17 protein-coding genes are annotated in these 25,098 nt (G+C 38.2%); 9 read left to right on the top strand and 8 right to left on the bottom strand.

The window, feature by feature from the left end; genetic code table 11:
• Positions 1-9: 9 nt before the first annotated feature.
• A complete protein-coding gene (glmM, locus tag ACPX19_RS11570) occupies positions 10-1,398 on the bottom strand; it encodes a phosphoglucosamine mutase (protein ID WP_426430162.1) in 1,389 nt (462 codons plus the stop codon).
• 70 nt (positions 1,399-1,468) lie between these two features.
• Here glmM and ACPX19_RS11565 point away from each other — a divergent pair, with 70 nt between their 5' ends.
• The 5 genes from ACPX19_RS11565 to ACPX19_RS11545 all read left to right on the top strand — a co-directional run bounded on the left by ACPX19_RS11565 (position 1,469) and on the right by ACPX19_RS11545 (position 8,967).
• Positions 1,469-2,071: an ACP phosphodiesterase gene (locus tag ACPX19_RS11565; protein ID WP_426430161.1), complete on the top strand. Its 603-nt coding sequence runs from the start codon at positions 1,469-1,471 to the stop codon at positions 2,069-2,071.
• Positions 2,068-3,771 (top strand): gamma-glutamyltransferase, encoded by a 1,704-nt coding sequence (gene ggt / locus ACPX19_RS11560; RefSeq protein ID WP_426430160.1) that lies wholly within the window; start codon positions 2,068-2,070, stop codon positions 3,769-3,771. Before ACPX19_RS11565 ends, ggt begins: the two co-directional genes overlap by 4 nt.
• Before the next feature lie 86 nt (positions 3,772-3,857).
• Entirely contained in the window at positions 3,858-7,130 is a 3,273-nt protein-coding gene (locus ACPX19_RS11555; protein WP_426430159.1) for a S41 family peptidase, read from the top strand.
• Between the two features lie 154 nt (positions 7,131-7,284).
• Positions 7,285-8,196 (top strand): ATP-grasp domain-containing protein, encoded by a 912-nt coding sequence (locus ACPX19_RS11550; protein ID WP_426430158.1) that lies wholly within the window; start codon positions 7,285-7,287, stop codon positions 8,194-8,196.
• 39 nt (positions 8,197-8,235) lie between these two features.
• Positions 8,236-8,967, top strand: coding sequence for a hypothetical protein (locus ACPX19_RS11545; protein ID WP_426430157.1), 732 nt, complete (start codon positions 8,236-8,238; stop codon positions 8,965-8,967).
• Between the two features lie 55 nt (positions 8,968-9,022).
• Here ACPX19_RS11545 and ACPX19_RS11540 read toward each other — a convergent pair whose 3' ends face one another.
• A complete protein-coding gene (locus ACPX19_RS11540; protein ID WP_426430156.1) occupies positions 9,023-9,547 on the bottom strand; it encodes a hypothetical protein in 525 nt (174 codons plus the stop codon).
• Positions 9,548-10,375: 828 nt separating this feature from the next.
• Between ACPX19_RS11540 and ACPX19_RS11535 the strand changes: the two genes are divergently transcribed.
• On the top strand, positions 10,376-11,362 hold the full coding sequence (locus ACPX19_RS11535) for an endonuclease/exonuclease/phosphatase family protein (RefSeq protein ID WP_426430155.1): 987 nt from the start codon (positions 10,376-10,378) through the stop codon (positions 11,360-11,362).
• A 19-nt stretch (positions 11,363-11,381) separates the two neighbouring features.
• Here ACPX19_RS11535 and ACPX19_RS11530 read toward each other — a convergent pair whose 3' ends face one another.
• The 4 genes from ACPX19_RS11530 to ACPX19_RS11515 all read right to left on the bottom strand — a co-directional run bounded on the left by ACPX19_RS11530 (position 11,382) and on the right by ACPX19_RS11515 (position 14,906).
• Entirely contained in the window at positions 11,382-11,528 is a 147-nt protein-coding gene (locus ACPX19_RS11530; protein WP_426430154.1) for a hypothetical protein, read from the bottom strand.
• 368 nt (positions 11,529-11,896) lie between these two features.
• Positions 11,897-12,052 carry a hypothetical protein gene (locus ACPX19_RS11525; protein WP_426430153.1) on the bottom strand — a complete coding sequence of 52 codons (156 nt, stop codon included), beginning with the start codon at positions 12,050-12,052 and terminating at the stop codon, positions 11,897-11,899.
• Positions 12,053-12,176: 124 nt separating this feature from the next.
• Positions 12,177-13,262, bottom strand: a complete 1,086-nt coding sequence (locus tag ACPX19_RS11520; protein WP_426430152.1) for an adenylate/guanylate cyclase domain-containing protein — start codon at positions 13,260-13,262, stop codon at positions 12,177-12,179.
• A gap of 201 nt (positions 13,263-13,463) precedes the next feature.
• Positions 13,464-14,906, bottom strand: coding sequence for an OmpP1/FadL family transporter (locus ACPX19_RS11515; RefSeq protein WP_426430151.1), 1,443 nt, complete (start codon positions 14,904-14,906; stop codon positions 13,464-13,466).
• Positions 14,907-15,226: 320 nt separating this feature from the next.
• On the opposite strand from ACPX19_RS11515, the gene sqr reads away from it, so the two are divergent.
• From sqr to ACPX19_RS11500, 3 genes are read left to right on the top strand one after another with little or no spacing between them, the layout of a single operon-like run.
• Positions 15,227-16,465: a type III sulfide quinone reductase, selenoprotein subtype gene (sqr, locus tag ACPX19_RS11510; RefSeq protein WP_426430150.1), complete on the top strand. Its 1,239-nt coding sequence runs from the start codon at positions 15,227-15,229 to the stop codon at positions 16,463-16,465.
• A 33-nt stretch (positions 16,466-16,498) separates the two neighbouring features.
• On the top strand, positions 16,499-16,807 hold the full coding sequence (locus ACPX19_RS11505; RefSeq protein ID WP_426430149.1) for a TusE/DsrC/DsvC family sulfur relay protein: 309 nt from the start codon (positions 16,499-16,501) through the stop codon (positions 16,805-16,807).
• 33 nt (positions 16,808-16,840) lie between these two features.
• On the top strand, positions 16,841-17,314 hold the full coding sequence (locus ACPX19_RS11500; RefSeq protein WP_426430148.1) for a DsrE/DsrF/DrsH-like family protein: 474 nt from the start codon (positions 16,841-16,843) through the stop codon (positions 17,312-17,314).
• 617 nt (positions 17,315-17,931) lie between these two features.
• Here ACPX19_RS11500 and ACPX19_RS11495 read toward each other — a convergent pair.
• Both ACPX19_RS11495 and ACPX19_RS11490 read right to left on the bottom strand, forming a co-directional pair.
• Positions 17,932-18,933 carry a PorP/SprF family type IX secretion system membrane protein gene (locus ACPX19_RS11495; protein WP_426430147.1) on the bottom strand — a complete coding sequence of 334 codons (1,002 nt, stop codon included), beginning with the start codon at positions 18,931-18,933 and terminating at the stop codon, positions 17,932-17,934.
• Between the two features lie 3 nt (positions 18,934-18,936).
• Entirely contained in the window at positions 18,937-24,987 is a 6,051-nt protein-coding gene (locus tag ACPX19_RS11490) for a PKD domain-containing protein (protein ID WP_426430146.1), read from the bottom strand.
• Positions 24,988-25,098 lie beyond the last annotated feature (111 nt).

Here is a 25,098-nt window from a genome sequence, read left to right as displayed (position 1 = left end):
TCAAATTTACTAAATATTAGCGACAGCTTTAATTTCAGCAATAAAACGGTCTGCCAAATCATCTGCAGCTTCTTGCGATTGAGCTTCTGTATATATACGTATGATAGGCTCAGTATTACTTTTTCTTAGATGCACCCAACTATCTGCAAAATCTATCTTTACACCATCTATAGTTGTCAATTTTTTATGACTGTAATTCGATTCCATGGTACTTAAAATAGCATCTACATCTAAATCAGGTGTTAGTTCAATCTTCTTTTTACTCATGAAGTAATTGGGATAGGTAGCTCTTAAAGCGCTTACGGATACTTTCTTTTCCGCCAAAAGACTTAAAAATAAAGCCACACCTACAAGCGCATCTCGTCCGTAATGTAACTCGGGATAGATAATACCTCCGTTACCTTCACCACCGATAACCACATTATTTTTCTTCATTAATTCTACAACATTCACCTCGCCTACCGCACTGGCCTCATAAGTTCCACCATACTTTTCGGTAACATCACGCAAGGCTCTAGTAGAACTCATATTACTCACCGTATTACCTGGCGTTTTGCTTAACACATAATCGGCACAAGCCACTAAGGTATATTCCTCACCAAACATCTCTCCTTTTTCGTCCATAAACGCTAAACGATCCACATCTGGATCTACCACTATACCAAAATCGGCATGCTCCTTTACCACGGCTTTTGCCAAATCTCCTAAATGTTCTTTTAAAGGTTCTGGGTTATGCGGAAAGTGACCTGTTGGATCACAATACAGTTTTACAGCCTCCACACCCAAACGCTCTAAGAGTAAAGGTATAGCTATACCACCTGTAGAGTTGACACCATCTACCACAACCTTAAGATTTGCTGCTTCAATGGCTTTTTTATTTACTAATGGCAATGCTAAAACTTCATCAATATGCAAATCGATATAAGCATCATTTTTGGTAATCTTACCAAGGGCGTCAACTTCAGCAAAGACCATATCATTTGATGCGGCTAATTCTAATATTTTCTTTCCTTCAATACCATTTAGGAATTCACCTTTATGATTCAATAATTTTAAGGCGTTCCATTGTTTGGGATTGTGACTCGCAGTCAATATAATACCACCATCAGCATGCTCCATGGGTACAGCAACTTCAACCGTTGGTGTGGTTGATAAACCTAAATCTATAACATGGATTCCCATACCTACCAAAGTATTCATCACTAAGCCCTGCATCATCTCACCCGAAATACGTGCATCTCTACCAACAACCACGCGATAATGTTCTTTATTGCGCTGTTGTTTTATCCATGTGCCATAAGCAGCTGCAAACTTAACTGCATCTATTGGCGTAAGATTGTCTTCAACTTTACCTCCTATAGTACCACGAATTCCTGATATTGATTTAATTAAAGTCATCTCTTATTGATTTTGAGCAAATATAAGATGTTAATCCTATTTTGTTATTATGAATTTGTAAATTCGGGCAATGAACTTCTTGGCCCATATATATCTATCAGGAAATAACAAACTCATATCCATAGGCAATTTTGTTGCAGATGGGATTAGAGGTAAAAATTACAGAACTTATCCAAAAGAGATGCAAATAGGCATTCTACTGCATAGGGAAATAGATACATTTACAGATGCACATCACATCTTCAGGCAAAGTACCAAACGCTTACATCAAAATTATGGGCATTACAGTGGAGTTATTGTAGATATTTTTTACGACCATTTCTTGGCAAAAAACTGGGAAAGCTATTCCGATATACCTTTAGCTAAATTTGTTGATGATTTTTACCAAACACTCAATGCCAATTTTGATATGCTCCCAGAGCGTTTTAAGCGACTCACACCTATTATGATAAAAGGAAATTGGCTTTTTAATTATGCTACAATAGATGGTATTCAAAGTGTACTTAATGGCATGAACAATCGTACCAATGGCAAATCTAAAATGAATGAAGCCACAAATGAACTTCGGACTTATTATTCCGAATTTGAAAAAGAATTTACAGCCTTTTTTGATGAACTCATAGCGTTCAGTAAAATCAAGCAAACCGAAATAGAAAAGCAATACAGTATATGAAGCATACAATAACCGTCTTACTTATAATTTTTGTCTTATTTGGCTGTAAACAAGAAGTAAGAAGTAATCAATCCAAAATAATTTCAAAAGGTACTATCTCCCAAAAAGCAATGGTAGTAAGTGCCAGAAAAGAAGCTTCTGAGATTGGTATTCAAATACTAAAACAAGGTGGTAATGCTTTTGATGCCATGATGGCCACCGAAATGGCACTTGCAGTAGTTTATCCCTATGCTGGCAACCTTGGCGGAGGTGGCTTTTTGGTGTACAGACTAGCCGATGGTACAAAAGGTGCTTTAGATTACAGAGAAAAAGCTCCTTTGGCCTCTAACAAAGACATGTATCTTGATGAAAATGGCAATGTTATAAAAAACCTTAGCACAGTTGGTAGCATGGCTATTGGTGTACCAGGAACAATTGCCGGCATTTTTGAAGCCCAACGCAAATTTGGCAAACTAGATGTGAAAACCATTTTAAAACCTGTTATAGCATTAGCACAAAATGGATTTGCGGTTACTCAAAAACAAGCAAAACGATTTTCTGAGTACGACAGTATTTTTTCAACCGTGAATAAAAAGCAAATCCTTTTTAACAAGAACCTTAAAGCTGGTGATACACTCAGGAATTTGGCTTTAGCAGAGACCTTACAACGTATTGCTGCTGGTGGTAGAAATGAATTTTATGAAGGGGAAACTGCAAACATTTTAATCGATTATTTAAACGCTAATGGCAGCATCATCACACTCGAAGATTTAGCCAAATATGAAGCCAAATGGCGAACACCTATCACTTTTCAATATGATGAATTGACCATTACGTCCATGTCGCCTCCATCATCAGGAGGTATTTGTTTAGGGCAAATCATGAAGATGGTAGAACCCTTCGATTTAAATGATTATGGTCATAATTCATTAAAAGCAATTCAGGTGATGGTCGAAGCAGAAAAACGAGCTTATGCTGATAGAAGTTATTATTTAGGCGATCCTGATTTTGTGGATATTCCGACAGAAACGTTATTGAGCGACGTATATCTTGAAAAACGAATGGATAACTTTTCATTCAAAAAACCGACTCTTTCAACGACATTATCCTATGGTGAAATTATAGGCTATGAAAGTGACGAAACTACCCACTACTCTATTGTAGATCAGTATGGAAATGCTATAGCTGTTACCACAACGCTAAATGGAGCTTATGGCTCTAAAATGTATGTTGAGGAATTAGGTTTTTTTCTCAATAATGAAATGGACGACTTTAGTAGCAAACCAGGTGTACCCAACACATATGGTCTAATCGGTGCTGAAGCCAATAGTATTGCTCCAGAAAAAAGAATGCTGAGCGCCATGACACCAACTATAGTAGAAAAAGAAGGAGAGCTTTACATGACGCTTGGTACACCAGGTGGATCAACTATAATTACATCGGTATTGCAAACCATTATTAATGTCCATGAGTTTGGATTCTCTATGCAAAGTGCAGTTGATGCACCGCGCTTTCATCATCAATGGTTGCCAGATGAAATTAGAATGGAACCGAATGCTTTTGATAAAAACCTTATCAAACAATTAGAAAATTTAGGATATACCATCAATCAAACACGAACACCTGTGATTGGCAAAGTAGACGGAATTTTAGTGTTAGATGACGGTACTTTAGAAGGTGGTGCAGATTACAGAGGAGACGATACTGCAGTTGGGTTTTAACATTGTTTTAAAAAATACATCTCTACGATATTGTATCTTTAACTTCACCAAGCCTAAATTAACCTGCTTTATAAAATCAACCAAACATGAAAAATTATATTGCCTTTGCAGTACTTTGCGCTTCTCTATTCTCGTTTTCGCAAGGGACACAACTCTTAAGACAACCAACATTACATGGCGACGATGTGGTTTTTGTTTATGCCAACGATTTATGGAAGGCATCAATACAAGGAGGAACAGCTATAAGATTAACTAGTGATGACGGTTACGAGTCTAATCCTCACTTTTCCAATGACGGCAAACTAATTGCTTTTACAGCACAATACGATGGTAATGTGGATGTGTTTGTAATGCCGTATGAAGGCGGAGAACCTAAACGCCTTACCTATCATCCTGATGGTGATTTTGTGCAAGGTTGGACTCCAGATGGCAAAGTTTTGTTTCGCTCTGGTCGTGAAGCACAACCAACAATGACTAACAAATTTTTTACAGTTTCTATTGATGGAGGTTTACCTGAAGCTTTAGATATTCCCAGAGCGGCTTATGGTGAAATGTCTCCAGATGGAAAACATGTGGCGTATACCCCTATCACTGGTTGGGATGCTGAGTGGAGAAATTACCGTGGTGGGCAAGCCATGCCAATTTGGGTGGTAGATCTAAAGACAAAAGATTTAGTAAGAACTTCTCAGCCTACTAAAGAACGTCATTTAGATCCCGTCTGGTTAAATGGATTGGTATATTTTATGTCCGAACGCGATTATACGATGAATATCTGGTCGTTTAATCCTTCAACCAAAGAAGAAAAACAAATCACCTTTCATAAAAAATTTGACGTAAAAAGCTTAGATGCGAGTAACGATAAAATCGTTTACGAACAAGGTGGATATCTTCATGTTTACAATCCTACAACGGGCAATACAGCACAATTGAATATAGATGTTAAAGCTGACCTCAATTTCTATAGAACAAAATGGGATGATGTTTCAGCAGGACAATTAACCAACCCTAATGTTTCTCCTACCGGTAAGCGTGTCGTATTCGAACATCGTGGTGAAATCTTCACCGTACCTAAAGAAAATGGAACTTGGATAAACCTTACCAACTCACCAGGTGTTGCTGATCGAAGCCCAATATGGTCTCCTAAAGGTGATAAAATTGCTTGGTTTTCTGATAAAAGTGGAGAATACCAATTAATGATCGCTGACCAAAATGGTCAAAACGCTGAGGCCATTTCCTTACCAGACCCAACATTTTACTTCCAACCTGATTGGTCACCAGATGGTAAATACATTGCTTATACAGACACACATTACAATATTTGGGTCATAAACCTAGAAACAAAAAAAACAAAACAGGTCGATACCGATCGTTATGCGCATCCTAATCGTTCCATGAATCCCGTTTGGTCTCCAGACAGCAAATGGATTGCCTATGCAAAACAACAGGATAGCCATTTTAAAGCCATTTTTGCTTATAGTATTGACGCTAACAAAATCATCCAAATAACAGATCCAATTGCTGATGCTATAACACCTGTTTGGGATGAATCTGGAAAATACCTTTACACATTAGCAAGTACCAATTATGGTTTACAGAGTGGTTGGCTAGACATGAGCAACTATGATCCTGCAGCCAATCTTACACGAAGTTTATATGCAATAGTGCTTAGCAATAAAGATAAGGCTCCAAACCTCCCAAAAAGTGATATGGAAGATGCAAAAAAGGAAGAGAAAGATGATAAAAAGGATGACAAAAAAGACGATAAAAAAGACGATAAAAAATCATCTGATGGTGTTACTGTAACTATAGACGAAGAAGGAATTTTTGACCGAGCTGTAGCATTAAATTTACCCGATAGAAATTATGTAGCATTGTTAAAAGGCCCAAAACACAATGTGTTTATTGCTGAAGCTATTCCTAATGCCAGAGGTCTTAAAGTACATTCTTACGATGTTGAGAAGGAAAAAGCAACAGACTTTGCTGAAGGTGTTTCGCAAATGGTGGCTTCCGACGATAGAAAATCTATTCTGCTATCTCAAAATGGTAATTGGGTTTTAACCGAAACATCCTCACCTCCTAAACCAGGAAAGGATAACTTAAAAATTGATATCAAAATTAAGCTCGATCCTAAAGCAGAGGCACATCAAATCTTCAAGGAAGGATGGCGTTATATGCGAGACTTCCTTTACGTAGATAATGTACATGGCGCACCTTGGGATGATGTTTACAAGTGGTATGCGCCTTGGATAGATCATGTACGACATAGAACAGACCTAAACTATGTGGTTGACATTATGAGTGGAGAAGTTGCCGTAGGACATTCCTATGTTTCTGGTGGTGATTTTCCAGATGTAAATCGGGTACCTGTAGGATTACTAGGTTGTGATTTTGAAGAAGTAAATGGTAATTATAAAATTTCAAAAATATACACTGGTGAGCGTTGGAATCCCAATACCGAAGCACCACTTGCAAAACCTGGTATAGAGGTTAATGAAGGGGATTATATTTTAGCGATTAATGGAAAACGTTTAGACAGTAAAACCAATCCTTACGAGCTATTAGAACAAACGGCTGGAAGAGAGATTAACATCACCGTCAATTCTCAGCCCAATATGACCGATGCTAAAACCATCTTAGTAAAACCTATAAGTAACGAACGTGGTTTAAGAAGTGTAGAATGGATTGAAAGCAACAGACGTAAAGTCGATAAGCTATCTAATGGTAAACTCGCTTATGTCTATGTACCCAATACTGGAGGTGGAGGTTTTACTTCCTTCAACAGATATTATTTTTCACAACAGGACAAAAAGGGTGTCATAATAGACGAACGAAATAATGGTGGTGGTTCTGCTGCCGATTATATGATAGATATTATGTCTCGTGAATTGTTCGGTTATTTTAACAGTAAAGCTGGTGATAAACGACCATGGACAACACCTATTGCTGGTATTTGGGGTCCAAAAGTGATGTTGATTAACGAACGTGCTGGTTCTGGTGGTGACTTACTGCCATATATGTTTAAGATGAAAAATATTGGACCATTAATTGGTACCAGAACTTGGGGAGGACTTGTAGGAACTTGGGATACACCTCGTTTTATTGATGGTGGTCGCATGGTAGCGCCTCGTGGTGGCTTTTATGACGTTGATGGTGAGTGGGCTGTAGAGGGAGAAGGTGTAGCTCCAGATATTGAAGTGATTCAGCATCCAAAGGAAACATCAAAAGGTAACGACCCACAATTGGAACGCGCAGTACAAGAAGCTATGAAGTTATTAAAAGGCAATGAGTTTGAACCAAAATCTGAACCAAAAGCACCAGTTCGTTGGAAACGACCACAAGGATATAAGAATGATAACTAACAAGAATACTTCTCGAGAATTCTGCTAAAGCATATCGAAACACGATTTTTTAATGCTTCAAAATCACTCGAAGTGACGAATTAATATATTGACTTTTGTCAGTTCGAGTGAAATTGTTTTTGCAATTTTGTATCGAGAACCTCATAATAAATCCATGCAAAAATACGACGTTGTTGTACTGACCGACCATAGGTATGCGCATCCATCTAAGTTAAATGATTACACCAAAAACATCATTGTAGAAGATGCTCTAGTGGTCAATGCAATGGGAAAACTTGGTTTAAATGTTATCCGATTAGCGTGGAGTGATCCTCATTTCGATTGGTCTTCTACAAAAGCGGTATTATTTAGAACCACATGGGATTATTTTGATGATTTCCCTAAGTTTTCAAATTGGCTAAATAGGATTTCGAAAGTTACCAATCTATTTAACTCAGACTCTATCATACGTTGGAATATTGACAAGCATTATCTACAAGATCTTAAAGCAAAAGGTGTTCATATCTCTGAAACCTTGTTTTTAGAAAAAGGAGACAAAAAGACGCTTGAAGACTTACATACAGAAACAGGTTGGACGGAAACTGTACTGAAACCTTGTGTATCTGGTGCAGCAAGACATACTTACAAGCTCAATCCTGAAAACAGAGCCAAGCACCAAGGAATTTATGAAACACTTATTGCGAACGAAGCTATGATGCTTCAACCTTTTCAAAAGAATATAGTGTCTGAAGGAGAAATCTCAATGATGGTATTTAATGGACAGTTTACGCATGCTATTCTAAAGAAAGCTAAAGCAGGTGATTTTAGAGTGCAAGATGACTTTGGTGGAAGTGTCCACGATTACAAACCCAGTAAAGTCGAAATTCAGTTTGCCATAGACACAGTTAAAGCTTGCAACGAGTTACCTTTATATGCCAGAGTGGATATCTTTAAAGATAATAATGGACAAATTGCTTTAGCAGAACTAGAACTTGTGGAACCAGAACTATGGTTTAGACACCATCCTGATGCTGCTCTTATTCTAGCGGAAGGGATTAAAGAAAAACTTTTGACATTGTCATGCTGAATTTAGTTCAGCATCTTTGCACATAATAGAATAAAAATTATGCCAAAAACATCAAAAAGAAAACGCATTCTTAAAATTATTGGAGGTATTATCATTTTCCTAACGCTTCCCACACTTCTCTTCTTTGGGTTTATGTACCTCAAATACAATGAGGATTTACCAACTGGAACACAAGGAGCAGAAGCTGACCAGCTTGCTACCTCAATGCTTCAAGCCTTAAATGAAGAAGCTTATCTTAATACGGATTACCTCGAATGGACCTTTAAAGGTATTCACCATTACAAATGGTACAAAACAGACCAAACTTGCGAAGTGTTATGGGATGATATGACCGTTATTTTGGATTTTGAAAATTCCAATAATTCAAAAGTATTTGCTGGTGAGCAGGAATACAATGGTAGCGAAAAACAAGCCTACATCCAAAAAGCACAAGATTATTTTAATAACGATTCCTTTTGGCTAGTAGCACCTTATAAAGTGTTTGATAAAGGAACAGAGCGCAGATTAGTAACTACCAACGAGGGTGAAAAAGCATTACTTGTAACTTATACCAAAGGAGGCACAACACCAGGCGATTCCTACCTATGGCATTTGGATGAAACCGGCAAGCCTAAAAGCTTTCAAATGTGGGTAGACATTTTACCTATTGATGGTCTTGAAGCGTCATGGAACCAATGGACAACCACAGAAAGCGGTGCTCTACTTCCTACAACCCACAAATTCTTTGTGTTTAATTTAGATATGGGCAAAGTTAAAGGACTTAAATTGTAACCAATTAGCTCTATTAGATAGTATCGAGTTACTTAGACTAATTACTATCTACTATCTACTTAGATTTCTGCCCTACGAACTGTTGGGTTTTCAATTTAAACAGCACGTTAAAACTGGTTAAACTGCCATAGCTTCTAGTGATGTATTGCTGTAAATCTATTTTCTCTTGTTCGTCAAGATTACTAGAGTTAATCTTCTGTTCCATCACACGTAAGCGATCGCGTACCATGGTTATTTTATGAAAGAAAGTATCTATTGGCATTTCCTTACTTTGTAAATTGGTATCGCCAGGCTCTAGGATTAGCTTGCCGCCCTTCCACTTATCGGCAATAGAAACAACTTCAGAGACATCTGACCATTTTTTTAGAATAGATTTCAGGCTTTTCTCAACTTCATAAAAACTTACGGTGTCTACATCGTCTTCAGCCGCTTCAATCACTTCAAAGTCTTCATCAAGTTCCAAAGTTTCCAAACCTTTATCGATAAAAGTGACCCAATAGTGTTTTGAGGTGACATTGGTAACGACTCCTTTTCCGTGTTCATTATGATTGATGCGTGATCCTATTCCTAATAATTTCATTGTTGATTATAGTTTAATCTGTTATTAATTTTGATGAAATTCGTCAATTCGAGTGGATTTTACGATTGAAAATGAGTAAAATCTGTATCGAGAATAGAATTTTATTTAAACTGGTTCTCGATACAATTTTTCATGCTTCAAAATCACTCGAACTGACGCTTGATTATGATTTTGAAACCAAAATACAAAGCTAGGTTATTTTATTTTTTTGGATAACAAGTATACTAAATCTCTGTTAGATTTTTGTAGTTGTTGATCTACAAAAATGAGTGGCATAATTTCCGTTTTAAAGACATGGCTTATATATGAAGTATACATGGAGTAAACATGGAGGAGATATGGAGGAGCTCTAATTTTGATTTTTAGCTAAAAACCATACTTTTTAATTAGTTTTATATATTCATTTCACATTGATGCAAAACCCTTCGACAAGCTCGGGATGACTACCAATAAATGTCTTTTACCTTTATTGATTTTGTTTTATATGTTCATTTTTGAAAGACCAAAAACGAACCAAAAAGTCTTTTGCTGAAAGAGGAAATTACTGCGTACCACTCGCTCTAGAGCATTTGTAGCCTAAACCCAATACCAACATATCTTTCAATCCTTGACAGTAACTTTAAACAGGATTTTGACAGCTCATTATTTCTGCTTTCAGCGGTTTCCGACTGTATCGGAATTACAAGTTATTTTAAAGCTCTTGGTTTGTTTTAATATTGCTATATTTTAATTGATTGTGGTACTTGTATGTTTATTTAAAATCCACTACTTTTAATCATCCTCTTTTACTAACCTAATCAATAGCCGTATCCCAAAAAAATAAACGATATGGACTACCACATCACTTTCTGGAATTTAGAAAACCTATTTGATATTGAACATTCTCCAAGACGTACCGAGAAACTGCAGCGTGCTATTGGTAGTGATGTTAAAGGCTGGGGACCCACACAGCTCGATCAGAAATTAGAGCAACTCAACCGCATTATTATGCAACTGAATAATGGCCATGGACCAGATATACTTGGAGTGTGTGAGGTTGAAAATGCCCATGTACTTCATCTATTGATTCAAAAAATGGGCAGCTTAAACCGCAACTATGCTTTGGTACATGACGATTCTGATGACAAACGTGGCATCGATGTGGCTTTTATATACGATGCTGATCTATTCACCGTTGAGGAAGAAAATGGTGAGCCTAAGGTTTTTGATCATTTTGTTTTGCGCCGTACGGCAACTAGGGATATTCTGCAGGTTAATTTTTTGACCAAACACAGCCAAGGGCAACAGCGCTTGGTACTCATTGCCAACCATTGGCCGTCGCGCAGTGGTGGGCAGTATGAGTCTGAAGGTTACCGACAGATTGCTGGTGAAACCTTAAGTTATTTTCATCAGCGTATTAGAGAGGTACATGGTGATGACACTCCTGTTTTAGCTATGGGCGACTTTAACGATGAGCCTTTTAACGAATCGCTGACGCGATTTGCTTTGGCTTTACGCAGTAGAGCGCGTGTGGTGCGTGGTCGTATTCCTTATTTTTTAAACTTGATGTGGCCCTTAATGGATTATGGTACTGCCAGTTTTTATTTTGGAAACCAGCCCAATATGCTGGATCAGTTTTTGGCGAATGAAAACATGCTAAAAAGCAATAGTGCTATAAAAGTGGTGTCTGGCTCTGTAAGTATTGAACGTTTTCCTGAAATGGTAAAACCCGGACATTATGGTGTGCCCAAACATTTTGGTGGGATGGGCAAAAAGATTGATGCTAATGGTTTTAGCGACCACTATCCTATTTCGGTAAAACTGAGGGAGTCTTAGCGCTTGCGTAGCTAATGTATTAGATGAACATGAAGGTGTCTTCATCCTTTATGGCCTTGGTGGCTTGCCTGCCTTTTGCGCAAACCTCAGCTTTTTGTGGTGGTATATTTGTTCTTTCTAATCTGGACTTTAGCCATCGTAATCGTAGTTTTTGTATTGAGTTCATAGCATTGGTGTTTGGTGTTTATAAAGATACGACTATAAACTTACTTTTAGACGTCTTAAACGGTTAGATATAAAAGATTTAGCATTGTATTAACATTAAAATGACACTTAGGTCTTGTGTTTTATGTTTTGTAATGGTTTTATTGTGCGGGATTTTTTAACCAACCGTTTGTTAGGTGTAATGTGACACCCTTTACGTCACTTCGAGTGTCCCGACTGCAAACGTCGGGATGTATCGAGAAGCCTTCCAAACCCAAATCTTAAAACAAACTTGAAATTCCGACAACGTCGGAAAACGCTGTAAGCAGAAATAGTGAGCTGTAAAAGCACCCTCGCAACCAAAATGAAGTAGGCAACCTCCAAGTCTAACTATAAAGATAACTTACGAAGTACAAGAGCGAACGATACTTTGTAATTTCCTCTTACAGCAAAAGGCTTTTTTGGTGGCCTGTCCTGAGCATTATCGAATTCAAAATATATTTTGAATGAAGATACCTTACAACGTAAGTCGAAGGGTTTAGCCATTAAAAAAGAATTGTAGTAATTACAATAACCAAAAAAGTGAAATGGGCTCAGCCGAAGTATCAATTCGAGCCTCTGTGTCTCCAAACAGATCGAGAAGCCTCCTAAACCCAAATCATAAAACCAACTATCTATTCACCAAAAACACCTCAACAGTCTGTGTTTTTCCCTTTAATTGAACCGAGCCTAAACTTTTAAACACGTATGTGTCTGAAGACACAGCATCTACTACATCTTTAGACACCAACAGATCTACATTAAACGATTGGCATTCTGATTGTAACCTTGCGGTGGTATTAAGAACATCCCCTGTAAAAAAGATGTCTTTTTTAAGGGCGCCGATTTCACCCGTTGTGACTTCACCTAAATGAATGGCCGCTTTAAAGTCGGGCACAATTCCATAAGCTTTGAGATAATAGGATTGCCGTTGTGCTAAATCGTCTTTCATAGCAAAAAAACAGTCTAGACTTAGTTGTGCATAGTCTTTAGTGGTATGAGGCCATGTGAGTACAATCTCATCGCCTACATACTGATAGACTTCTCCCTTATGACGTAAAATCGCATCGGAAAGGTCATTGTAATAGGATGCTAAAAATTGAAAATAGGTATCATGACCCAAAGTTTCAGCAATCTGTGTAGAGGACTTCATATCGCTGAACATAAACAAACGGGTTTCGGTTTTTGGATGGTGGTAACGCCCAGTCACAAAATTAGACAAGACCGAATGCCCTAAATGTTCACTGACCTCAACATAAAACAAAGTTAGGAGCATTGAAAATGCCAATTGAATCAAGGTGCTGGCATGTGTAATACTCCAAAAGAACACGCTGTACTTATTCCAAACAAGACCAGAACCTATTGAGGTGTTTAATTCAATACTTGCTGCTATTATAAAGGTTACAAAAACTATCAGCTCCATAAACAGTATATAGAAGGCAAACTTTCCTAAAAGCTTAATGGCAAAGCGATAGGGTTTAAACACTTTATTGATAAACCCATATTCAATATATCCTACTAAAAGCCCTATAAGCGCTACACTAATACTGGCAAACAAAAATACTTTGGGTGTTATTGCAATGGCGGAATCTGGAGTATTACTGGTATTGCCAATAATGGCCTGCTCTGTCCACAAAAACACCCAACCCGTTACTAACCAAATGATTGCTATGGGTAAAGATTGATTTAATAAACGCTTTTGTTTTAAAGCTAACATAGTGATGAGATATGTTTCACGAAAGTAAGCAACTAATTTGAATATCAATTAGTACCTGCCATAAAGCTCTATTAAAATGATTGCAACTATAGCATAAAAATAATGCTTATAAAAACACTTGAAAACCAAAAAATCCAGCACCGGGATGCTGGATTTTTGAATAATCTATTAAAAGTATGCGATACTTATTGAACCTGTACCTTAATCTTCTGATTTTTTCTTGAACGTATAATTAATACCAAACATCGCCATAGACGTTGTCATCTTGTACGATACTGAAGTGCCTGGAATCTCACCTAGCGGATTAGTTGGTGTAATCTGTCTTGGGTCTAAAATACGCCCTTCTGTAGAACCATTGCTATCACCATAATGGTAAACGGCATCTAGTCGCCAATTATCATTAATCTCATAGCTTAATCCAAATTGGTAAGCATTTTTAATAATTGCTGTTGCAGGAGTTGAAAAGAATGCCAAATCATCATCAATTGGATTACCACTGTAGGTATATCCTAAACGTAATGGTAATTTGCTAATGCCTTTATATTGTAAGCCCACGGAAAGAATAGAAATATCCTTCCAACCAAATCCTCTGACCGCACCTGTAGGAAAACCATTGTCGCCTATTTCCCAACCACTAGCTTCAAAACCTTCAGTATTTTCATAAAATACACGTCTAAAATCGAGCGCAAAGTCAAAATTCGTAAAAGAATAGCCTAGACCAAGTGACATGATGGCTGGGTAATCCATTTGGAAATTAACATCTGGTGCATCTGTACCATCGAGGTACTTGTTATCAAATTCAAATTCACCAAAGGTCTGATTGGTTTTATAGGAAGCCCCTAATTTTAAACCAGAGCCTGAGTCGTAAAATACACCAAACTGTGCGCCAAAACCAAATGCCGGAGTACTATCTACTTTAGGATAGCCTTTACCTGTGCCTCCCATAGACGCTGGGAAATCTGGCGATGCTATTGGATTGGGATTTAAAGTTAATGCCGCATAATTAAAGTTAGGTTGTATACCTACAGACAATTTATCTGTAATTTCATAGGCATAGGTACCGCTAACTTGCAACAACATATAATCAGACTCTAAGCGTCCAAATCCATTAAGCCCTTGTGGCCAGTTAATAGCGTTTGAGTTGTTTGGATTCCAGTCCATATTTGGATTTCCATTCATATCCATTGGTAAATTGGTTTCTTGAGGAAACGTAACCCCAAACCCGCTGATACCAAAAGCGGATACACCGAAGGTATGTTTGCTATTTTCTTTACCCCAAACCATGCCTAGCGCTGGCATGTAAGATACACCTCTGTCATCTTCAGTAGTACCATAAACTGGTGGTGAGGCCGGTGACCCTGGGCCAAAAGCGCCCTCAGGATATAACAATCCAGCCGGTAAACTAGAACTCAATTCTGGTGATGAAAAGAAAAAGCCCAAATCAAACTTTAACATGTTGTCGTCAAACACAGATATGGCTGCTGGATTCCAGTGCATGGCACCAGAAATGTCTAATGGTTGTGCCGTTGCAGCACCACCCATGGACATATTTACAGATCCCACACCTTGCATAATATGACCTGTTTGGGCATAAAGGCCGAGTGAGAATAGTAATACAATTAATTTAATAAATGATGTTTTCATAATAAGATCGTTTTATATTCTGCGAGTAAAATGGCTTTAGAACTATTGGTTTTTATCGCGTTTTCGAATTTGGTTAGTAAATAGCCAATAGCAAAATTATAAGGCATGCCCGTAACATATTATGATAAATGTCATAGTCTGGTTTTTGAAAATTGAAGCCTCTAAAACTCCTTTAAAATCAAGCGTTTCCAAATGTTCTTCTTATGTAACATTTGTTACATGGATACATGACATTTGTCATACACTAACTTGAAGCATCACTGTAACTTTACCATCAGAAATTGAGGTGTATTATAACACATAACCAAAAATAAAGACCTATGAAAAATTTAGTGATTTTAGGAGCGGGAACGGCCGGAACAATGATGGCCAACCACCTTGTAAAAAAACTCCCCAAAAAAGAATGGCAAATTACCATTATAGATCAATATAAGACTCATTATTATCAACCTGGATTCTTGTTTTTACCTTTTGATATTTATACAGAAGATCAGGTAAAAAAAGAGGGAAAGAAATTTATTCCGAAAGGAGTGAATTACATTCAGAAAAAGATTGAATTAATCTCTCCAGATGACAATAAAGTAATTCTAGAGAATGAGGATGTTGTTAACTATGATATACTTATTGTTGCTACAGGCTCTAAAATAGCACCAGATGAAATTGAGGGCATGAAAGGCCCTGAATGGCACAAAAGTGTTTTCGATTTTTATACGTTTGAAGGTGCCAAAGCACTAAGGGATAAATTGCGTAGCTGGGAAGGTGGTAAACTTGTTGTTCATATTACCGAAATGCCTATTAAATGTCCTGTAGCTCCCTTAGAATTTGCGTTTTTGGCAGACTCTTACTTTAAAAACAAAGGGATGAGAGACAAGGTAGATATAACCTATGTGACCCCTTTAGATGGTGCGTTTACAAAACCTAAAGCCACAAAGGCATTGCACCATTTGTTAGAAGAAAAAGGCATCGCAGAAGTTACTAGCTTTAATATTGAGCGTGTTGATTATGAAAATAACAAGATTATTGATTATGCAAATACTGAGGTAGATTATGACCTTTTAGTGACCGTCCCTACCAATATGGGTGATGAACTTATAGAACGTTCTGGAATGGGTGATGATTTAAACTTTATCCCTACAGATAAAAACACGTTACAGTCTAAAGACTATGATAATGTTTTTGTCATTGGAGATGCCACTAATATACCAACTTCAAAAGCGGGATCCGTAGCGCATTTTGAGGCCGAAATCCTTGAAGAAAACATCTTGAAATATATTAATGGTGAACCTTTAGAGGCTGGATTTGACGGCCATGCCAATTGCTTTGTTGAAACTGGAAACGGAAAAGCTTTGTTAATTGACTTTAATTATGAACTAGAGCCTGTTGAGGGAACTTTCCCCATAGCAGGCATTGGACCAATGCAATTATTAAAAGAAAACCGAATAAACCATATGGGAAAATTAGCTTTTAGATGGGTGTATTGGAACATGCTGTTGAAAGGTATACCTATCCCATTTGTATCAACAAACATGTCGTATAGAGGCAAAAAAATCGAAGCATAACACTAATAATTAAACCTTTTAAATTCTGAAATCATGAAAAAACTAATTGCAAATAGAGAAATCGATGTTAACGAAGAAGGCTATCTAACCGACTTTAATCAATGGGATCGTGAAATAGGTAATGGTATTGCCGAAGAGTCTAATATTTCAATGACTGACAAACATTGGGAAGTCATAGAATACTTACAAGACAAATATCACAAAGAGGAACCATTATCCGTAAGAGGTATTAAAAAAAGTGGTGTGATAGACATCAAGGAGTTTTATAACCTGTTCCCTGGCGGACCTCTTAAGATATCGACTAAAATAGCAGGTATTCCTAAACCAAAGAGCTGTATCTAAAGAGTATTAAACTAATCAAAAACATAAAATATTATGGGCACAAAAGTTAAAAAGATGCTTTTTATACTATCTAAAGCAACAATTGAAAATGTTTACGCTGCCTTTGTCATGGCCAATGGAGCACGCATGGAAGGTATAGAATCTGAAATATTCTTCACATTCTTTGGGTTGGAAGCCATTCAAAAGAAAAAATTAGACCATCTCCATGTGGCTACAGTAGGTAACCCTGCGATGCACATACCAACAATGTTGGGTGGTTTACCTGGTGTTGAGGCCTTAGCTACCAAGATGATGAAGAAAGAAATGGAAAAATTGGATATGCCACCTGTAGGTGAATTTTTAGAAATTCTATCGGATTCTGGTTGTAAGCTTTGGGGTTGTAAACTTGCTGTTGAAATGTTCCATCTTAAAGAGGAAGACTTTATTGATGAGCTAGATGGCATCATCACAATAGGAGACTTTTATAGTCGTGCAAACGAGGAAGGCACGCACCTTCTATTCATTTAAACAAAGACATTTCAAGACCTTATAATTAGGTTCAGACGTTGAATCATGGCGGTAGGAGTATTTCGTTTAGAAAGCTTCTACCGCTATTTTTATGGATTTTTTTATATATACTTACATCAACAGTTTCCGACGGTTTAAGAATCGTAAGTACTGTGCTATTTGGACATTTAAGTTTGAAGTGTCATTGCGAGTGAGGAACGAACATGGAAATCTAACCATCTAATCCCTAACCACTAACTACTAAAACCCATCTTAAAATTCCGACATCGGCGGAAGCCGCTGTAAGCAGAAATAGTGAGCTGTAAAAACAGTGTTGCAAACCAAAATCAAGTAGGCAACCTCTAAATCTAGTTATAAAGAAAAATCACAAAACACTAAAGCGAACGGTACTTTGTAATTTCCTCTTACAGCAAAAGGCTTTTTTGGTGGCCTGTCCTGAGCGTAGTCGAAGGGTTTAGCCAATAAAAAAGAATGGTACCATTAATTAATATTGTATTTGAAAAACCCACTCGAAGTGACAAATTGAATAGTCAACTAAGCCTTTATTGTAAGTGAGCAACGAATATGGAAATCTAATAAACTAACCCCTAATCACTAACTACTAACTACTAAAAATCCTACTTCTTACGACTACGGTCTGTATTACATCTTCGGCAACGCGATAAATAGGTCATGGACAACTCATACACCCCATCGGTACGACCAATATTAGAGGTGTTTTTATCATAGGAGAACCCAAATCTTAGGGTCTCATATTCAAAGCCAACAAAGGCATTTATTGAAGTTAGCAAATGGGCATTACCATCATTTCGCGCAGGATTGGTAGCTGCTGTAAGCCCTAATAAAATTGCATCGAGCTGTACTATGGTGCCAATATCCAAGCGATTGTAGGGTCCTTGCACCATAAGGTTTGTGGTCATCATAATAGTATTCTCATGTAAGAATGGAAACCTAACATTGCCATGAAACGAATAGAAAATATCCAATGGCAACTTTTCACCTTCAACAATTGAAATGTTTGGTCGGTTAAGATGACGTACTGAACCTCCCACCCAGTAACTGATATCATTAAAGGTTTGCTTTTCAACAATAAATCCTGCATTAATATCTAAAAAGAAGATGTTATTTAATCGACCAGCCAAAGGATCTACAGACACAGGATTGATGAACCCAGAATTGATATTAATTTGATCGGCTAAGGTTAAGTTTCTGAAGCGATTGCTTTTATTACCAATACCAGCTTCAATAGCAGGCCTAAAGTACCATCCATTATTGAGATTGATGCGATGTGCATAATTAAAGTTAATCTGAGCGTAGTTATAATTATTAAAGGATTCGTACTGCCAAACGGCATTCATTCCAATACCAAAGCCTAGACTTGGGCCATAGTCATAAGACTTATTTACATAGGCATACTGCGTATGTATCTGTAAATCGAGGTTTGGCCATTGCACCCGGCTTAAAATACCCGCTGCAATACGGTCGTTATCTTCAAAACCAGAAAAGGCAGGATTTAAAGTTTCCTGTATATAGTTAGACTGCGTAAAAATGGGGTCTTGCGCTTGAGCAGCCCAACAGCAAATAAGTATAATGATGGTAAATATGGGTCTTAAGGTCATGGGTTATTTTATAAATACAAAAGCTCCTTGAGCGGTAATTGTTTTTCCATAAAAGGTTTTAGCACTAAAGGTGTAATAGTAATTTCCATTTTCGGCAAGCTCGTCTTTAATCTTTCCGTTCCAACCGGTAAAATTCTCATCATTTTCGGTATAGATGAGACTTCCCCAAGTGTCATAAATATTCAGTTCCAAACTACTTAATCCTTCATAAACAGGTCCAAAGAAATCATTAATACCATCGTCGTTTGGTGTAAATGCATCTGGCATGATTAACTTATAACCCTCTTCAACATATAAGGTAATCACACGCTCATACACACAACCAAATGGATAGGTTACAGTCTGAGTGACCACATAAGAACCAACAGCACTATAGGTATGGGTTGGATTTTCTTCACCCGAAAAACTACCGTCACCAAAATCCCAAAGAATGCTTATATAATCACCTGTCGCTAAATTGGTGAACGTAATTGGGTCTTCAATAGAATAGATACCAAAATTGCTAAAACCAAAAGAGGACAACTCAAAATCCGGATCTCCAAGTACAGGAATATCCACATTCAAACTAAAATTAGTGGTACAGCCTTGGGCATCGGTAACTTCGAGCAATACCAAACCATCTTCATCAGTAGTCATTAATTCATTATTTGCACCACTTACTGTGCCGCTAGACCAGTTATAACTAAACGGTGGTACTCCGCCACTGGCCATTGCTACAAAGGTTTGGTTCACGGTTTTGGTATCACAATCCACTTCTGATTGGGTATCGACATCTAAAGTTAAGGGTTCAAAACGGTTGACATCCCAACTGCCTTCAATACTACATCCGTTGGCATCCGTCACCGTAACCACATAGGTATTTGGTGGTATGGCTGTTAAATCTTCTGTGGTTGCTCCATTGGACCAGGATACCGAAAACGGCGGTGTACCTCCTTGAATAAGCAGGTTAATTGAACCACTATTGGTATCATCGCAATCCAATGCATCGGTAACATTGGCGGACAATTGCAATGGTAAAATGTTGAATATGGTAAAGCTTTCTTGAATGACACAGGGTGTACCATCGGTAATGGTAACACTATACGTACCAGGTGCTAAATTATTACGCTCTACACCTGCCGACGCATCATCATCCCAAACTACAGTTATTGGATCTAAACCACCTTGAAAATTAAGCACAATACTCGCATCATTTTCTCCAGCACAAGACATTTGCGTCACCACAGGATCAATTAGGAAAATAGGTGCCTCTTCAATAACAATCGGGAATGCCCGAACACAATCTAGTGCATCGGTAATGGTAATGGTATAGGTGCCAGCCGATAGATTGAACTGACTCATCCCTGTTCCAAAGTTACTCCAAGCCACGTCATATGGCGCAACACCACCTGATATGTTATTAATCGTTATGGATGCATTGTTGTCACCATAACATTCGATTTCTGTTGTGGTTACATCGATTGTGATTTGGTCGTTCTGAAGGATATCAACACTCAAGGTATCGGTACAACCAGAAGTATCTGTGACGGTCAACAGATAGGCTCCAGCAAATAAATTATCTATGTTGGCGGTAGCACTTGTAAAACCATTAGGTCCTGTCCAGCTGTAGGTATAATCTGGTCGACCACCAACCGTTGATACTGTTATCGCTCCGGTAGCATCTCCAAAACAAATGACATCAGTCTGACTTTGTAAGGTGACATCCAACAATGGTGGTTCTTCAATAATAAAGGTAGAACTAATCGGACCACAATTATTTGCATCCGTTACGGTAATGGCATACGTACCAGGTTCTAAACCAGTTAAATCTTCGTTGTTTGAAAATGGATTGCCATTACGCGTCCAGTTGTAGATATAAGGTTCAGTACCTCCGCTTACATCTATAGAAATCTCTCCATCATTAGCACCAAAACAAGAAATGGTGTCCGGATTAAAATTAACGGCACTAAAAACAAGTTCGTCAGGTTCGGTTATGGTAAAAGTCTCATTATACGGACAACCACCATCATCCAAAATATCTAAAGTATAAGTACCAGCTTCCAAATTTGAAATCGTCGTTGCACTATTGACAAAACCATTAGGCCCAGTCCAGCTAACTTGATACGGATTGCCCGTAATAAAAGGCACTCCACCTGTAATGGCAATGGTAATAGAGGCATCATCAGAATTAAAGCAACTGTTGTTAACTACAGTTGAAGCTACCGAAATCGAAGGGTTCACTGTAACCACAACCTGAAAATTAGCACCAATACAACCATTAGTATCTGGTGTAACCGTATAAGTCACCGTTGCTGGGTTGACTGTTGTATTTTCTAAAAACTGAGATATCATAGTACTTGCAGTAGGTTGCGCTGTGGCTCCTGTTATACTACCTGCAGGATTGACAACGGGATCAGTCCAGGTGTACGTCGTCCCTACTGGAACCACATTTCCTGCAATGCCATCTGGTAAAAATTCAAAGGTATTGCCACTACATATCAATACCGAACCATCATTAATATTTGGAGTATCGTTTACAATGATTTCTGCAACATCCGAAATAATCTCAGAACAACCACCTGTATTAAACGTAATAATGACATAGTAGTACGTTATACCTACCGAATCAACAATAGGTTGATACGTATCCGTAGTCGCACCAGCAATGGGTGTACCTGTCGTAGTGTCATTCACGGTGTTTTCATACCATTGGTAACTCGGTGTGCCTGTACCATTGGTATAAGATACACTCAATGCTGATGTGGTCTCACCCAAACACAACTCATCCGAAAGCGGTTGTGTAGTAAACTGAGCAGCAGCAGTGACCTCAACAGTAGCGACGGAACTCGTGACCTCACACCCTGAGACATCTTGGGTTACAATACAATAATAGTAGAAGGTCCCAACCACATCGGAAGGTGGCGTATAGGTTGCAGCGGCCGCACCTGCAATGGGTGTTCCAGTCGTTGTATCATTAACTGTATTGATGTACCATTGGTAAGAAATAGTTCCTAATCCACCTGATACTTGTACATCAAGAGGATCTACAGTGGTATTCTGACACACACTTTGCAATCCAAAATCAGGACTCGTAATCTCTGGGTCATCAACCACAATAACCTCAGCAACGGCACTCACCAATCCCGAACAGCCACTACCTGTAAAACTCACCTCAACATAGTAATAAAAAGTCCCTGAACCTGTAAAAACAGGTGGTGTATAACTAGCAGATGTGGCACCTGCAATAGCTGTACCACCAGTGTTCGTATTGGTGGCATTACTATACCATTGGTAACTTACGGTTCCTGCACCACCAGTAATAGTCACTGAAAGTTCGTCTGAAATACCACCCACGCAAATAGACTGTGTCGCAATAGGCTCTGTATCGATTTGCGCAATGTCTTCGACCGTGATTTCAGCAGTATTGGATACAATCTCATTACAATCTCCTGTCGTAAAGGTGATAATTACATAATAATAAAGGGTACCTAAACCATCTGTTGGTGGCGTGTACGTTGGTCCATTAGCTCCTGTAATGGCAGTACCACTGGCGGTATCATCAACGGTATTGACATACCACTGATAGCTTGGTGTGCCTGTCCCTTGATAGTTTACCGTTAAATCATTAGGTGTTCCGTTAAGGCAAATCGTTTCGGGCTGCGGTTGCACATCAATAAAAGGTGCTGGTTCTATAGTTATAGTAAAATTCACCGATGGACCTACACAGCCATTAATATCTGGTGTTACTGTATATATAAGGTCAATAGGTGTACCTAAAGTATTAACAAGCGTTTGAGCCGGTATGGTATCTCCCATACCATTAGGAATAAAGCCTGTTAGACCCGCTGGGTTGTTAGATGTCCATGTATATGTGATACTCACATTATCTGACGTAAGAACTATGGCACTACTGTCATTACCAGAACACAACGTTTGGCCAAAATCGGTATTGGTGATGGTTGGACTTTCATTAACCGAAAAGTTTTCTGTTACGGTAGCCGTGCCACAGTCATTAGTGACACTGAAGGTTACGGTATAATCACCTGGTGTAGTGTAACTAATGGTTCCTGGGTCTAATTGATTGGATGTAGCTGGTGTACCGCCCGGAAACGACCAACTATACGTTATTGTATCCGTAGCAGGCGCACATGTAGTGACCGTAGCAGTAGGATTAAAACTAGCGGTACCGCAGGCATCTGCTATTGGATTTATACTTGCAGCTGGAGGACGCTTTACATTGATTTGTTGTGTCGTTGTAAAATCACCACAAGAATTGGTAATCGTCATACTTATGGTATAGACCCCTGCATTCAAAAATTGAAATGATGGGTTTTCTGAAGTCTCATCCGTATTGTTAGCAAATCCCCAAGACGCTGATGTACCACAAAAGTCTGCGGCATAGGTCACATCCCACAAGTAAGTTTCACCACCACAAGATTGCGATAAATCAGTTGTGTTAGTTGCAGCAACTGTAAAGGGGATACAACCGTCATTGCTATCTAAAGAAAAGTCTGCAACCAAATCTGGTTCTATACAAATGGTTTTAACAACAGGTTCAGATACACCACAAAAGTTTTCCTCAGTTAAGGTTACGGTATAGGTGCCTGGCGAGGTATACGTATGCGTTGGATTTTCTAAATTAGACGTAGTGCCGTCTCCAAAATCCCAGTTATGCAATGCTTGTGTTACACAATTAGGACCAAAACCACCTTCTGTTAAATTGGTAAACTGTACCTCAGCGTTAACACAACTTGGGCTTTCAAACTCAAAATCTACCTCAGGCTGCGCCAAAATAATGATGGGGCCTGCTGTTAATACGGTTTGTCCACAAGAGGTAGCAATGATTAAGGTGATGGTATAATTAGGATTCGGACAATTCGATTCAGTATATTCATGAGGAATGGGAAACGGATCTGCCAATTGAGGATTATTTGGGTCGTAATTGGCTACCGCTGCAATTAAATCATCTTGCGTATAGGTTGCCTGGGTACCATCACCATAATCCACAAAATAGGTTGTATCGGGTGGATTGGCTCCCCAAGAACCAATGGCGAATGCAAGTTCATTAGCTGGCAAACATAAATTCACCGTGTTTCCTGGACTAATAATAGCACCAATAGGATTACTTGAGTTTTTTACTAAAATAGTTTCAGTAGCATTACATCCACTATCTCCATACCCAGTGATTACCATATTGAAAGACCCCAAATTGGCATAAGTGTGCGATATGGGAAACGTAACATTAGTTTCTGAGGTACCATCTCCCCAATCTATATCATAAGAGGTAATACATGCTGTAGAAGTTGAAGTATTACCAACGTTAATGGTGTATGCTGGATCTACGGTATTATTACCACAGTTATCAAAAGGTGGTGTAAACTGTGCATCTAAATCTTCAAAGCTCAAATCCGGACGCTGTTCTACATTCACTACGTTTGAAACTGAAGCTGTACAACCATTGGCATCTGTAACCTCTAATGTTGCTGTATAATTTGAAAAACCACAACCAAAAGCATCGTAAATATGAAAAGGGTCTTCATCAGTGGCGGTATTACCATCACCAAAAGACCAGCTGTAAGTAAAAGGGCCATTACCAGATGCTGTAGCATTAAAATTTACACCATCAGCAGAACAATCACCGTTATTAAAGGTAAAACTCACCGTTGGTGGATTGGCAACAGTTATAGTAGCCGTATCACTTACAGTTTCAGTATCGTTATTAGAATCCGTTACGGAAACTAAGTTAAAAGTAAATGTACCTACAGTTGTAGTGTTAACAGGCAAAGTAACAAAATCATCAGTCCCTGTAGTGGCAATAGTCTGATTGGCACCTCCATTTAAAGTATAGGTAAATGTGTAAGGCGCATCACCTCCAGAACCCGTAAACGTTATTAAAGGTTGTGGCGTTTCATTAAGGCATACTGTGGCTGTACCAGAGATACTAGCCGTAGGTGGCAATTCTATTTCAGATTTGGGCTGAACCGTTACAAATACATTAGATATGTTATAAGCGGCAGCTATACCAATACACAAATAAAAAAGCAATGCAAAAGCATGGCGTTTATAATATCTCATAATTGATTAATAGCTAATTAATGTTGGTAAATTAGAAAAAAATCTAAAAGAAAAGCGTTCATTAGGTTATTTTTCGCTTAGATTACTATAATCTCTTTAAACGGTAACTCT

It is taken from the genome of Winogradskyella sp. HB-48 (assembly GCF_049942685.1).
In the GTDB taxonomy this organism is placed as follows: domain Bacteria; phylum Bacteroidota; class Bacteroidia; order Flavobacteriales; family Flavobacteriaceae; genus Winogradskyella.
The sequence above is the reverse complement of the archived record's forward strand: the minus strand, read 5'-3'. Positions and strand labels throughout refer to the sequence as shown.